The following is a 13452-nucleotide window of genomic DNA, read 5'->3' as shown; positions in this document are numbered from 1 at the left end:
CTCGCTTTACGAACCATCGCACATCCTTCTACACGAGGAACGTGCCTATTATTACATTATTGAATTAGAAATGGAATCACACAGACGCGCGCCGCGGCGATCGATGCGCGCGCCGGTCAATGATCCGTGGCCAGGCGTCAATGCCCGTCAAAGCGGCAAACCGTGAACAGCGGCAGGCCGCTGTCCAGCAGGTGGCGCGAGCCACCCAGTTCGGGCAGGTCGACGATGGCGGCGCCCTCCACCACGGTGGCACCCAGGCGCTCGAGCAGCTTGCGGCCGGCCATCATGGTGCCGCCGGTGGCGATGAGGTCGTCCACCAGCAGCACGCGGTCACCCGGCTTGCAGGCATCGGCGTGGATTTCCACCGTGGCGCTGCCGTACTCCAGCTCATATTCCTCGGCCACGGTCTCGAAGGGCAGCTTGCCTTTCTTGCGGATCGGCACGAAGCCCAGGTTCAGCTCGTACGCCACGATGGCGCCCAGGATAAAGCCGCGCGCGTCGATGCCGGCCACCACGTCGAGCTTGGCGTCCATGTAGCGGTGCACAAAGACGTCAATCAGCACGCGCAGGGACTTGGGATCCTGCAGCAACGGCGTGATGTCGCGGAACATCACGCCGGGCTGAGGCCAGTCCGGCACGGTGCGGATGCGTTCGCGCAGGTAGTGGGTAACGTCGCCAAGGGCGGACGACTGGATCGTGGTGTTGGGCATGGGGACTCGTTCGGACCGCCCGCCATATCGGCAGGCTGGATGCGGTAATGGGTTACCACCCGGGCTGCCGCAATCGGCAACACAATGGGCAACGCCTGGGCGGATTGCACGCTTTGCGGCGCGGCTCCCCCGGGACACCCGTAACCATACAGGAGACAGCGATGGCAAAAAAGATCTTGATGCTGGTCGGCGACTACGCCGAAGACTATGAAACCATGGTGCCTTTCCAGGCACTCCAGATGGTAGGCCACACGGTCCATGCGGTGTGTCCGGACAAGGCGGCCGGCGCCAGCTGCCCCACCGCCATCCATGATTTCGAAGGCGACCAGACCTATAGCGAAAAACGCGGCCACAACTTCGCGCTGAACGCGAGCTTTGCCGATGTGGACCCGGCAGCCTACGACGGGCTGGTCATCCCGGGCGGGCGCGCGCCCGAATACCTGCGCCTGAACGAGCGGGTGCTGGAGATCGTGCGGCACTTTGCCAGCACCAACAAGCCGATCGCAGCGGTGTGCCACGGCGCCCAGCTGCTGGCCGCGGCCGGCGTGCTGGAAGGCCGGACCTGCTCGGCCTATCCGGCGTGCGCGCCCGAAGTACGCCTGGCGGGCGGCAAATATGCCGACATCCCGGTCGACCAGGCCTACACCGACGGCAACCTGGTGAGCGCACCGGCCTGGCCCGCGCACCCGGCATGGCTGGCGCAGTTCCTTGCCGTCCTGGGCACCAAGATCGTACATTAGAGGCTACCGAACGCGGCCCGCGAGCCTGTCGAGGGCTATCGCGGGCCTTTCCGCACGGGAGTTCTTCTATGTGTGAAATCTTCATCCGGGCCACCCCGCAGTCGTACCAGGGCCAGTCGCGCTCGCTCCGGCTGCATGGCGTGGCCACCAGCATCCGGCTGGAAAGCCTGTTCTGGGAAGTGCTCGAAACGCTGGCGCGCCGCGACGGCATGAGCGTGGGCCAGCTCATCACCCGGTTGCACGACGAACTGGTGGCATACCGGGGCGAGGCGGCAAACTTCACGTCCTTCCTGCGCGTGTGCTGCCTGCGCTACCTGATGCTGCAAGGCGAAGGCCGCATTCCCGCCGACCCGCGCGTCCCGATCGGCTCGCTCGACGCGCGCTCCGTGCTAGAAGGCCTGCCGCCATCGTGGGCGGAAGAGGCGCACGTCGGCAGCCGCGCGGCGGCATGAACCTGAACTTGCAGCCGCTGAGCGCATAGCGCAGCCTCAGCCGGCCAGCATGCGCGCCTCGGCCGCTTCCAGCGCCTCTGGCTGGCCGCGCAACACCACGATATCGCCAGGCTCCAGCACCGTATCGGGTTCCGGATCGAACGCACGGATGCCGCGCCGGCGCACCGCCGTCACTTCCACCCCGATACGATCCAGCCCCAGCGCGCCCAGGCGCCGCCCCACCGACGTGGCCTCCGGGCCGAGCGAGATGGAGTGCAGCCGCACGGACTCGCGCTCCACCATGTCTTCCTCGTCGTCGCGGCCGTGGAAATAGCCGCGTAACAGGCTGTAGCGCGCGTCGCGCGCCTCCTGCACGCCGCGCACCACGCGCCGCATCGGCACGCCCAGCAGCACCAGCGCGTGCGAGGCCAGCATCAGGCTGCCCTCGATGCTCTCCGGCACCACCTCGGTCGCGCCGGCCTTTTGCAGGATGTCGAGTTCCGAATCGTCCATGGTGCGCACGATCACGGGCAGCGCCGGCTCCAGTTCCTGCACATGGTGCAGCACCTTGAGGGCCGAGGGCGTGTTGTTGTAGGTGATGATCAAGGCAGCCGCGCGATGCAGGCCCGCCGCGATCAGCGCTTCGCGCCGGCCGGCATCGCCGTACACCACCGTGTCGCCCGCGCCGGCGGCTTCGCGCACGCGGTCCGGGTCGAGGTCCAGCGCCACGTAGGTGATGCCCTCGCGTTCCAGCATTTGCGCCAGGTTCTGGCCGCTGCGGCCAAACCCGCAGATGATGGCGTGCTTCTCGGTCTGCAGGCTCTGCGCCGCGATGCGCGTCATGTTGAGCGACTGCATCAGCCACTCGTTGGCGGTAAAGCGCAACACGATGGCGTCGCTGTACTGGATCAGGAACGGCGCCGCCAGCATCGACAACAGCATCGAGGCCAGGATGACCTGGATCAGCACGGGATCGACCAGGTTCAGGCCGTCGATCTGGTTAAGCAGCACGAAGCCGAACTCGCCGGCCTGCGCCAGGCCCAGGCCGGTACGGATCGCCACCCCCGGGCGCGAGCCGAACAGGCGCGCCAGGCCGGAGATCAGGACCAGCTTGAAGACAATGGGCACCGCCAGCAGCGCCAGCACCAGCCACAGGTGGTCGAGCACCACATGGATATTGAGCAGCATGCCGATGGTGACGAAGAACAGCCCCAGCAGCACGTCGCGGAAGGGCTTGATGTCCTCCTCCACCTGATGGCGATAAGGCGTCTCGGAGATCAGCATGCCGGCCATGAAGGCGCCCAGCGCCATCGACAGGCCAAGCCGCTCGGTCAGCGCGGCCATGCCCAGCGTGACCAGCAGCAGGTTGAGCATGAACAGCTCCTGCGAGCGGCGCGCCGCCACGATGTGGAACCAGCGGCTCATGAAGCGCTGGCCGACGAAGAAGATCAGGCTCAGGGCCACCACGATCTTCACCGTGGCCAGGCCCAGCGCCATCATCAGGTCGCCAGGATCGCGCGAGAGCGCCGGGATCACGATCAGCAGCGGCACCACGGCCAGGTCCTGGAACAGCAGGATGCTGATGATATTGCGCCCGTGCTCGCTTTCCAGCTCCAGGCGCTCCGACAGCATCTTGGACACGATGGCGGTGGACGACATGGCCAACGCCCCGCCCAACGCCACAGAGGCCTGCCAGGACAGCGGAAACAGCCAGTTGAATGCCCAGCTCGCCGGGATCACAGCCAGCAGCGACAGCACCACCTGCGAGCCGCCCAGCCCGAACACCTGCCGCTTCATCGCCTTGAGCTTGCCCAGGCTGAACTCCAGGCCGATCGAAAACATCAAGAAGACCACGCCGAACTCGGCCAGGTACTTGGTCTGCGCGGTATCGCGGGCCAGCCCGAGCGCATGCGGCCCGATCAGGATGCCGACGACCAGGTACCCCAGCATGGGCGGCAACTGCAGCATGCGAAAGGCGACCACGCCGAACACGGCGGCGGCCAGCAGGACTAGGGTAAGGTCCAGCGGAGAGTGCATCGACAGGGTCAGGGTACGCCGCCCCGGGCACCGGGCCGGCCCGGTGCGGGCGACCCTGCCGGTGGATTACGGCAAGCGCGATGGCCTCCCCGGCCGCCCGATCCCAGGAACAGCCCAAGCGCCATCGCATTCGTTGGTATACTTCGTCGCCATGATAGCTAATTTCAATGCGGATCGAGCACTTCGGCTCGCTCGCGAGACCCTCCAGATCGAAGCCGACGCCGTCGCCGCCCTCGCAGGCCGCCTGGACGACGGATTCGCGCAGGCCGTGCAACTGACGCTCAATTGCAGCGGACGCGTGGTCGTGTCCGGCATAGGCAAGTCCGGCCACATTGGCCGCAAGGTCGCGGCCACGCTGGCCTCGACCGGCACCCCCGCGTTTTTCGTGCATCCCGCCGAGGCCAGCCACGGCGACCTGGGCATGGTCACGCGCGACGATGTGCTGATCGCCTTTTCCAATTCCGGAGAGACCGCCGAGTTGCTTTCGATCGTCCCGATCGTCAAGCGCATCGGCGCCAAGCTGATCTCCGTGACCGGGAACCCCGCCTCCACGCTGGCCAAGCTGGCCGATGCGCACCTCAATGCCGGCGTGGAAAAAGAAGCCTGCCCGCTCAACCTGGCCCCGACCGCCAGCACCACCGCCGCACTGGCGATGGGCGACGCGCTCGCGGTGGCCGTGCTGGATGCCCGCGGCTTCGGCGAGGAAGATTTTGCCCGCTCGCATCCAGGCGGCGCGCTCGGGCGCAAGCTGCTGACCCACGTGCGCGACGTCATGCGCAGCGGAAACGCGGTGCCCAAGGTGCGCGAGAGCACGCCGCTGGCACAAGCCCTGATGGAAATTACCCGCAAGGGCATGGCCATGACCGCGGTGGTTGACCCGGACGACCGCCTGATCGGCGTCTTCACGGACGGCGACCTGCGCCGCCTGCTCGAAACCCCGCGCGACTGGAAGACCGTACCCATCAGCGAGGTCATGCACCGCACGCCGCATACCGTCGGGCCGGACCAGCTGGCCGTGGAAGCCGTGCAGGTGATGGAGGCGAATCGTGTCAACCAGATGCTGGTGGTCGACGCAGAGCGGCGCCTGGTCGGCGCGCTCCACATCCACGACCTGACCCGCGCCAAGGTCATCTGAGGCCAGCCCATGCCTATGCGGGAAATCCTGTCCTCCCTGAGCCGGCTTGCCATGCGAGCGCTGCCCCTGCTGCTGATGGCGCTGGTGGCGGGCAGCACCTTCTGGCTGGTGCAGGTCAACTCCCCGAAGGAAGCGGACACCGGGCCGGTCGGCAAGAAACATGAGCCGGATTACTACATGATCCGTTTTTCCGCGACCGAGCTTGCCGAGGACGGGAACACCAAGCTGCGCTTTACCGGCGACAAGATGATCCACTTCGAGGACGACCAGACCTACGAGGTGACGCGCCCAGCCATGCGCTCCTACGAAATCGACCGCCCGCCCGTCACTGGCCACTCCGATCGCGGCACGATGAACGCGGAAGGCTCGGTCATCGACCTGTTCGGCAATGGCTTCATCGTGCGCGCCCAGGGCACCGACCCCGCCAAGGATCCGAAGATGACGGCCGCCTCGGAGTATTTCCAGGTGCTGGTCAACGATGACATCGTCAAGACCGACAAGGCTGTCAAGCTGACCCGCGGCCCGTCGGTGATGACCGCCAACGGCCTGATCTTTAACAATGTCACTCGCGAAGTACAATTGCTGGGTAACGTACGCGGCACCATCATTACGGTGCCGCCGCCGGCAAGTCCCGCGAAGTAGCCCTGAAGCCGCCCGCGGGCTCCAGCCGCCCGCGTCAACCGCCATCACGCCAACATGAATCCATTCCTGACGACTTCGTCCTGTCGCCGCCGCAGCACGGCCGCTTTGCTGACGCTGGCAGCCGTCCTGGGCCTCGCGTTGTCCGCGCCCGCCAGCGCCGAAAAAGCCGACCGCGAAAAGCCGCTGGTCCTGGAGGCCGACAATGCCAGCTACGACGACGTCAAGCAGGTTTATGTACTGACCGGCAACGTGGTGCTGACCAAGGGCACCATGGTGCTGAAATCCGACGCGGCCGAAGTCCGTACCGATCCCGAGGGCTACCAGTACGCGGTCGCGACCTCCAAGGGCGGCAAGCAAGCCTATATCCGCCAGAAGCGCGACAACGTCGACGAGTACATCGACGGCTGGGGCGACCGCATCGAATATGACGGCAAGCAGGAGCTGTCCAAGCTGATCGGGCGCGCCCGCATGGCCCGCCTGGCCGGCGCCAAGCTGGTCGACGAGATCCGTGGCGCGGTGATCACCTATGACAGCCGCAACGAGTTCTATACGGCCAGCGGCGGCGCCGAGAACGCGACCGCGGGCAGCCCGTCCGGCCGCGTGCGCGCCGTGCTGTCGCCGCGCCAGGAGCAGCCCGCCAGCGGCGCCGCAGCCAACCCGCTGCCGCTCAAGCCGGCACCTGCCCCCGTCAACCCCTGACCTGACGCCGCCACGCCCCCAATCCACGGATTCTGCCTTGACCTTCATGACCGCTACCCAGACCGCACCGTCCCAGCCCGCCACCCTGAAGGACAGCAGCACGCTGGTCGTGCGCCACCTGAAGAAGCGCTACGGCTCGCGCACTGTGGTCAAGGATGTGTCCCTCGACGTGAAGAGCGGCGAAGTGGTCGGGTTGCTCGGCCCCAACGGCGCGGGCAAGACCACGTCGTTCTACATGATCGTGGGGCTGGTGGCGCTGGACGAGGGCGATATCGTGCTCGACGACAAGCACATCAGCGGCCTGGCCATCCATGAGCGGGCACGCATGGGCCTGTCCTACCTGCCGCAGGAAGCCTCGGTGTTCCGCAAGCTCAATGTGCGGGAAAATATCCGCGCGGTGCTGGAACTGCAGCTCAACGATGGCAAGCCCCTGGGCAAGGCCGAGATCGAGCGCCGGCTGGACACCCTGCTGGATGACCTGCAGATTGCCCACCTGCGCGACAACCCGGCGCTGTCGCTGTCCGGCGGCGAGCGCCGCCGCGTGGAAATCGCCCGCGCGCTGGCCTCCGCGCCGCGTTTCATCCTGCTTGACGAGCCCTTCGCCGGCGTCGACCCGATCGCGGTCGGCGAAATCCAGCGCATCGTCAGCTTCCTCAAGGCGCGCAATATCGGCGTGCTGATCACCGACCACAACGTACGCGAGACGCTGGGCATCTGCGACCACGCCTACATCATCAGCGAGGGCGCGGTGCTGGCGTCCGGCCAGCCTGAAGACATCATCGCCAACGAGTCGGTGCGCAAGGTCTACCTGGGCGAGAACTTCCGCATGTAAAGGCGCGCGCGGCGCCTGCCGCGCATCGGCCCCCCGGGCGGCTTCGGTGTCGCCTTTCATCCTTCAAACGATCATGCGACGCCAGCGATAGCAATTTCCGTTCCACCAGTACGGAAGTTGGGCATAAAATAGGTCGCATGAAACCGTCGCTACAGCTCCGCCTCTCGCAGCATCTCGCGCTTACGCCGCAACTCCAGCAGTCGATCCGGCTGCTGCAACTGTCCACGCTTGAACTGCAGCAGGAAGTGGAACAGGCGCTGACCGAGAACCCCTTGCTCGAGCGCGAGAACGACTGGCTCGACAGCCCGTTGCGCGTGTCCTCGGACGGCTCGGTGAACCTCCAGAGCGCGCCCGCGCCAGCGCCCGCCGATGGCCAGGGCACCAGCGAAAACCGCCCCGATGGCGCCCCCGAAGCCGACGACAGCTATTCCGACAGCAACGAGGATTACGGCAACGACTGGAGCCTGGACGATTTCGCCCGCCGCCCGCAAGGCGAAGACGACGAAAAAACACCGATGCAGCTGCGCGACGCCGAGCCCACGCTGCGCGAACACCTCATGGAGCAGCTGGCGCCGCTCAAGATTTCCCTGCGCGACAAAGGGCTGGCCATCTTCCTGGTCGAATCCCTGGACGATGACGGCTACCTGAGCGCCACGCTCGAGGAAATCTGCAGCGAGCTGCCGGAGGAGCTCGAGTTCGAGGTCGACGAGATCCAGGCCGTGCTTACGCTGCTGCAGAGCTTCGATCCACCGGGCGTCGGGGCGCGCAACGCAGCCGAGTGCCTGGCGCTGCAACTGCGCAGGCTCAAGCATCCGCAGCGCGAACTGGCGCTGAGCATCGTCACCAATCACCTGGAGCTGCTGGCGGTGCGCGATTACACGCGCCTGAAAAAAGCCCTGCAAGTGGACGAGCCGGAACTCAAGGCGGCGCATGAACTGATCCGCTCGCTCGCGCCCTATCCCGGCCATGCCTACAGCCGGCCGGAAGCCGACTTCGTGGTACCCGATGTTTTCGTTCGAAAGTTGAGCGGCGGATGGATCGCCCATCTCAACCCGGATGTGATGCCGCGGCTACGTATCAACGACATGTACGCGCAGATTTTGCGCGGTGCAAAAGGCGATGCCGGCGCGGCGGGACTGCAGCAAAAGCTGCAGGAAGCACGCTGGTTGATCAAGAATATCCAGCAGAGGTTCGACACGATATTGCGCGTCGCACAAGCCATTGTCGAACGTCAAAAGAACTTCTTCACCCACGGTGAAATTGCGATGCGCCCCTTGGTTTTGCGGGAGATTGCCGATACACTGGGTTTACACGAGTCCACCATCTCTCGGGTGACTACCAATAAGTACATGGCAACGCCGATGGGGACTTTCGAGCTGAAGTATTTTTTCGGCTCTCACGTATCCACAGAAACCGGCGGCGCGGCCTCATCAACGGCAATCCGTGCGTTGATCAAGCAATTGATAGGAGCCGAAGACGCTAGGAACCCCTTGTCCGACAGCCGGATTGCCGAATTGCTCGGCGAGCAAGGCTTTGTGGTAGCACGGCGTACCGTTGCCAAATACCGCGAAGCGCTCAAGATTCCCGCGGTCAATCTCCGTAAGACTTTGTAGCCGAGCTGCATCGCCTGCCTGATGCAGCTCTTTCAGAAGGAGAAACGCTATGAACTTCAAGATCAGTGGACACCACTTGGACATCACGCCCCCTCTGCGTGAGTACGTGGAAACGAAACTGGAGCGTATCGTCAGGCATTTCGATCAAGTCATTGGCGTAAGTGTGCTGCTCTCTGTCGACAATACAAAAGAAAAGGACCGGCGGCAGTACGCGGAAATCAATCTACATCTCAAGGGCAAGGACATCTTTGTCGAAGCGCATCATGAAGACCTGTATGCCGCTATCGACGCATTGGTCGACAAGCTCGACCGGCAGGTGATTCGCCACAAGGATCGCGTGCAAAGCCACGACCGTGAAGCGGTCAAGTACCAGATGGCCGCATCCCAGATGCAGCAATGACCGTGCCTGGCGGCCCACATACCGGGCCGTCGGTGTCAGTCCATTGAAAACGGAATCAAGCCGCGCCCAGCGCGGCTTTTTCGTTCCAGCCTCCCCCCTTCGGGCCACGCAGGGGATTCCGCAACGCATATGTACCGGTGTATGCTGTGCCATACATAGTTGATTTGCCTGGCCATTTCCGTGCATGCGGCACCGCTTCAGCGCCTCGGCTATTGCAATGCACAAAGCGGCAGCGGGCCTGCTCTATAATGGCCAGACGCCCGACACCGGCATGGGGACACCCGGTGGAAACATCGGGCCTTGGTTTTTATCTTCTTTCCGCCCGGCGGGACGCCTCCTTGCCCCGGGCCTGCTTTCTAGAAAACCCTGCGCATTCCACATGAATCGTTTGGCTAAATTGCTGCCACCCGGCAACATCAACCTCGACGTCAGCGTCACCAGCAAGAAGCGCGTGTTCGAACAGGCCGGGCTCCTCTTCGAGAACAACCATGGCGTTGCGCGCGCGACCGTGACCGACAACCTGTTCGCCCGCGAGTCGCTGGGGTCCACCGGCCTTGGCGCCGGGGTTGCGATCCCCCACGGCCGCATCAAGGGACTGAAGCAGCCGCTGGCCGCCTTCATGCGCCTGGCCGAGCCGATCCCCTTCGAGTCGCCCGACGGTAAGCCGGTAGCGCTGCTGATCTTCCTGCTGGTGCCCGAACAGGCCACCCAGCAGCATCTGGAAATTCTCTCCGAGATCGCCCAGTTGCTGTCCGACCGCGAGATGCGCGAAGGACTGGCTACCCTGCCCACCCCCGACGACGTGCACCAGTTGCTGACGCAATGGCACCCTTGATCCGCCACTGAAAGCCCGTCCCTGAAAGCACCCGAATGGAACTCACTGGCGTCACCTCGCAGTCGATCTTCGACGACAACGCAGCCGATATCAAACTCTCCTGGGTAGCAGGACTGGAAGGCGCGGACCGGGCCTTCGATGTCGAGTTTGCGCGTGAAGCCACGTCGGCGGCCGATCTCGTCGGCCACTTGAACCTGATCCACCCGAACCGGATCCAGGTGCTGGGCAAGCCCGAAATCACGTATTACCAGCGCCTCGACGACGAGATGCGCAAGCGCCAGATGGGCGAGCTGATCCTGTTGGAGCCGCCGTTCCTGGTGATCGCCGACGGCATGGAGCCGCCGCCCGACCTGGAACTGCGCTGCACGCGCTCGTCCACCCCGCTGTTCACCACGCCGGTGTCTTCCGCGGCGGTGATCGATCACCTGCGCCTCTACCTGTCCCGCATTTCCGCGCCGCGCGTGACCATGCACGGCGTGTTCCTCGACATCCTCGGCATGGGCGTGCTGGTGATGGGCGAATCCGGCCTGGGCAAGAGCGAGCTCGGCCTGGAACTGATCTCGCGCGGACATGGGCTGGTGGCAGACGATGCCGTGGATTTCGTGCGCCTCGGGCCGGACTTCATCGAGGGCCGGTGCCCGCCGCTGCTGCAGAACCTGCTGGAAGTGCGCGGCCTGGGCCTGCTCGACATCAAGACCATCTTTGGCGAGACCGCGGTACGCCGCAAGATGAAGCTGAAGCTGGTGGTGCAGCTGGTACGCCGCAACGACGGCGAATTCGAGCGCCTGCCGCTCGATTCCCAGTATCTCGACGTGCTCGGCCTGCCCATCCACATGGTCAAGATCCAGGTGGCGGCCGGCCGAAATCTCGCCGTGCTGGTCGAGGCCGCCGTGCGCAACACCATCCTGCGCCTGCGCGGCATCGACACGCTGCGCGACTTCATGGACCGCCAGCGCGCCGCGATGCAGGCCGATGTCGCATCGCGGGGCCAGGGTCGGCTACTCTAGGTCTGGCAGCCCCGCAAAGGGGCTGTTTTCAATTGCTTACATCCGGCCGCGCTTCGATCGTCAACGTCATCGGGGCATAGGCCGTTTTGTGCAGTAATGGGCATTGGGCCCAGCCCCGAGTTGCCGAGCCGACAGGCCAGCAGCCATGAAGTTTTCCACAGCCAGGAGAGCAAGCATGAAAAAATTGATCGCGATGTGCGTGCTGGTAGCCCCGCTTTTTGCCACCGGCGCCTTCGCCCAGAATGCTCCGGCCGCTGCACCTGCGGCACCGGCGGCCCCTAACACCCAGCAGGACAAGATGAAGGCTTGCAACACGCAGGCCACCGGCAAGAAGGGCGACGAGCGCAAGGCCTTCATGAGCAATTGCCTGTCCAACAAGCCCGCGGCCGCACCCGCCAAGAACAGCCAGCAGGAAAAGATGAAGGCCTGCAACGCGCAGGCCACCGGCAAGAAGGGTGACGAGCGCAAGGCCTTCATGAGCGATTGCTTGTCCAAGTAAGCTGCCGGCATCACTTGCGGCGCGGACGTGTAAAAATGGCGAACCTCTTCGGTTCGCCATTTTTACTGGCGCGTCGCCGTCATGACGGCGTCATCACCTGATGTTATGCTTGTCACGCTATGCGCATCATACTTATCACCGGGATCTCCGGCTCCGGCAAATCCGTTGCCCTGAACGTACTGGAAGATGCGGGCTATTACTGCGTCGACAACCTGCCGGCTCAGTTTATCCCGGAGCTGGCCAAGTACCTCGCGGCGCAGGGCTACACCCATCTGGGCGTCGCCACCGATATCCGTAGCCGCGAATCGCTGGACGAGTTGCCCGGCACGCTTCGCGACCTCGCCTCCGAGCACCAGGTGCGGGTGGTCTTCCTGACCGCCAATACCGATGCGCTGGTGCAGCGCTATTCCGAGACGAGGCGGCGCCATCCGCTGTCGATGCGCGCGGCCATGGCTGGCCTCTCGGAAAATCCCAAGAACGAGAATCCTGCGGATAGCGCCGCCGAGGTCACATTCAACGACACCTCGCTGATCGAGGCCATCGAGATGGAGCGCGAGCTCCTGAGCCCGCTGGCGGAGGCTGCGCACCGCATCGACACCAGCAATGTACGCACCAATACACTGCGCGCGTGGATCAAGGAATTCGTGCGCGGCGATGACATCAAGCTCACACTGCTGTTCGAGTCGTTCGGCTTCAAGCACGGCGTGCCCAGCGACGCCGACCTGGTGTTCGACGTGCGCTCGCTGCCCAACCCCTACTACGACCTGGCGCTGCGCCCGCTGACCGGCCGCGACGAGCCCGTGATCGATTTCCTGCAGAGCCAGCCGATGGTGCTGGCCATGGCCGATGACATCCGCGCCTATGTGGAAAAGTGGCTGCCAAGTTTCATCGCCGACAATCGCAGTTACCTGACCGTCGCAATCGGGTGCACGGGCGGCCAGCATCGCTCGGTCTACATCGCGGAAAGACTTGCCAACTATTTTCGCGCCCATGGTAATGTGCTGGTGAGACACCGCGAGCTCGCACCGGGCGGCTGAACGCCGCACCGCCAGGTTTCGCGGTCAGGCTCGGCAATCCCCGCCCGAAACCTTTGCTGGCTCAGCATGTCCTCACCCGCCACGCCCGGTTCATCCGCATCCAGCCCCGCCTCGCACAGCACCTCGGCGGCGCCTACGCTGGATAGCCTGCCGCTGTTTCCGCTGCACACCGTACTCTTTCCCGATGGGCTGTTGCCGCTGCGCGTGTTCGAAGCACGCTATGTGGACATGGTGCGCGCCTGCATGCGCGATCGCGCGCCCTTTGGCGTCTGCCTGATCGCCAGCGGTAACGAGGTCGCGCGGCCGGACGAGCCCACCCTGCCCGAGCCGATCGGCTGCCTGGCCGACATCGTCGACTGCAATATGGAGCAACTTGGCGTGCTGCTGATCAGCGCGCGCGGCCGCCAGCGCTTCCGGCTGCTGGGCCACAGCTTGAACCCGGATGGCTTGCTGGTTGGCCAGGCGGAATTGCTGCCGCCCGACATCATCGACTGCAAGCTGGAGCTGCTGGGCGAATGCCTGGCCGTGCTGCGGCGTATCGTCGCCTCGCTCCATGCGGAGCATCCAAGCAAGCTGCCTTTCACCGAGCCGTTCCTGTGGGATGACCCCAGCTGGGTCGCCAATCGGCTGTGCGAACTGTTGCCGGTGCCGCTCAAGGCCAAGCAGATGCTGATGGCACTGCCGGACGCAGGGATGCGGATCGAGATCGTGCACAAGTACATGCACCAGCACCACATCCTGTAGGGAAGGTGCGAATAAATCTACTGCGCGGCCCGTGGCAGGCGCTGCGGTGCTCGCCGTACGCATGTACGGCTGCGCTCCTCGCACCTGCCAC

15 protein-coding genes are annotated in these 13452 nt (G+C 64.7%); 13 read left to right on the top strand and 2 right to left on the bottom strand.

The features are described 5' to 3' along the window. Positions 1-137: 137 nt before the first annotated feature. Positions 138-710: an adenine phosphoribosyltransferase gene (locus ACGLHR_RS47280; protein WP_267605425.1), complete on the bottom strand. Its 573-nt coding sequence runs from the start codon at positions 708-710 to the stop codon at positions 138-140. 161 nt (positions 711-871) lie between these two features. Here ACGLHR_RS47280 and ACGLHR_RS47275 point away from each other — a divergent pair, with 161 nt between their 5' ends. Together ACGLHR_RS47275 and ACGLHR_RS47270 are read left to right on the top strand one after the other, a co-directional pair. Continuing rightward, the gene (locus ACGLHR_RS47275) at positions 872-1450 is read left to right on the top strand and encodes a DJ-1/PfpI family protein (RefSeq protein ID WP_043343454.1); all 579 of its coding nucleotides are present in this window, start codon (positions 872-874) and stop codon (positions 1448-1450) included. A 68-nt stretch (positions 1451-1518) separates the two neighbouring features. Next, positions 1519-1902: a ribbon-helix-helix domain-containing protein gene (locus tag ACGLHR_RS47270; protein WP_267605424.1), complete on the top strand. Its 384-nt coding sequence runs from the start codon at positions 1519-1521 to the stop codon at positions 1900-1902. 36 nt (positions 1903-1938) lie between these two features. Here ACGLHR_RS47270 and ACGLHR_RS47265 read toward each other — a convergent pair whose 3' ends face one another. Continuing rightward, on the bottom strand, positions 1939-3918 hold the full coding sequence (locus tag ACGLHR_RS47265; protein WP_400102661.1) for a monovalent cation:proton antiporter-2 (CPA2) family protein: 1980 nt from the start codon (positions 3916-3918) through the stop codon (positions 1939-1941). A gap of 151 nt (positions 3919-4069) precedes the next feature. Here ACGLHR_RS47265 and ACGLHR_RS47260 point away from each other — a divergent pair, with 151 nt between their 5' ends. The 11 genes from ACGLHR_RS47260 to ACGLHR_RS47210 all read left to right on the top strand — a co-directional run bounded on the left by ACGLHR_RS47260 (position 4070) and on the right by ACGLHR_RS47210 (position 13361). Beyond that, a complete protein-coding gene (locus tag ACGLHR_RS47260; RefSeq protein WP_318231585.1) occupies positions 4070-5053 on the top strand; it encodes a KpsF/GutQ family sugar-phosphate isomerase in 984 nt (327 codons plus the stop codon). Between the two features lie 15 nt (positions 5054-5068). Beyond that, positions 5069-5695 carry an LPS export ABC transporter periplasmic protein LptC gene (gene lptC, locus ACGLHR_RS47255; RefSeq protein WP_267606579.1) on the top strand — a complete coding sequence of 209 codons (627 nt, stop codon included), beginning with the start codon at positions 5069-5071 and terminating at the stop codon, positions 5693-5695. Positions 5696-5749: 54 nt separating this feature from the next. Continuing rightward, the gene (gene lptA / locus ACGLHR_RS47250; protein ID WP_267605422.1) at positions 5750-6394 is read left to right on the top strand and encodes a lipopolysaccharide transport periplasmic protein LptA; all 645 of its coding nucleotides are present in this window, start codon (positions 5750-5752) and stop codon (positions 6392-6394) included. A gap of 46 nt (positions 6395-6440) precedes the next feature. Further along, complete coding sequence (gene lptB / locus ACGLHR_RS47245) at positions 6441-7226, top strand: LPS export ABC transporter ATP-binding protein (protein WP_400102662.1); 786 nt, start codon at positions 6441-6443, stop codon at positions 7224-7226. 137 nt (positions 7227-7363) lie between these two features. Then, positions 7364-8839 (top strand): RNA polymerase factor sigma-54, encoded by a 1476-nt coding sequence (locus ACGLHR_RS47240; protein WP_267605421.1) that lies wholly within the window; start codon positions 7364-7366, stop codon positions 8837-8839. A 49-nt stretch (positions 8840-8888) separates the two neighbouring features. Beyond that, positions 8889-9239 (top strand): ribosome hibernation-promoting factor, HPF/YfiA family, encoded by a 351-nt coding sequence (hpf, locus tag ACGLHR_RS47235; protein ID WP_006159435.1) that lies wholly within the window; start codon positions 8889-8891, stop codon positions 9237-9239. A gap of 379 nt (positions 9240-9618) precedes the next feature. Continuing rightward, entirely contained in the window at positions 9619-10074 is a 456-nt protein-coding gene (ptsN, locus tag ACGLHR_RS47230) for a PTS IIA-like nitrogen regulatory protein PtsN (RefSeq protein WP_006159436.1), read from the top strand. A gap of 35 nt (positions 10075-10109) precedes the next feature. After that, on the top strand, positions 10110-11081 hold the full coding sequence (hprK, locus tag ACGLHR_RS47225) for an HPr(Ser) kinase/phosphatase (protein WP_006159437.1): 972 nt from the start codon (positions 10110-10112) through the stop codon (positions 11079-11081). Positions 11082-11256: 175 nt separating this feature from the next. After that, positions 11257-11580 carry a PsiF family protein gene (locus tag ACGLHR_RS47220; protein WP_400102660.1) on the top strand — a complete coding sequence of 108 codons (324 nt, stop codon included), beginning with the start codon at positions 11257-11259 and terminating at the stop codon, positions 11578-11580. Between the two features lie 119 nt (positions 11581-11699). Beyond that, complete coding sequence (gene rapZ / locus ACGLHR_RS47215) at positions 11700-12617, top strand: RNase adapter RapZ (RefSeq protein WP_400102659.1); 918 nt, start codon at positions 11700-11702, stop codon at positions 12615-12617. 66 nt (positions 12618-12683) lie between these two features. Further along, positions 12684-13361 (top strand): LON peptidase substrate-binding domain-containing protein, encoded by a 678-nt coding sequence (locus ACGLHR_RS47210; RefSeq protein WP_400102658.1) that lies wholly within the window; start codon positions 12684-12686, stop codon positions 13359-13361. The last annotated feature ends 91 nt before the right edge of the window (positions 13362-13452 follow it).

The sequence above is a fragment of the Cupriavidus sp. CuC1 genome (genome assembly GCF_044627735.1).
In the GTDB taxonomy this organism is placed as follows: Bacteria; Pseudomonadota; Gammaproteobacteria; order Burkholderiales; family Burkholderiaceae; genus Cupriavidus; species Cupriavidus ulmosensis.
The sequence above is the reverse complement of the archived record's forward strand: the minus strand, read 5'-3'. Positions and strand labels throughout refer to the sequence as shown.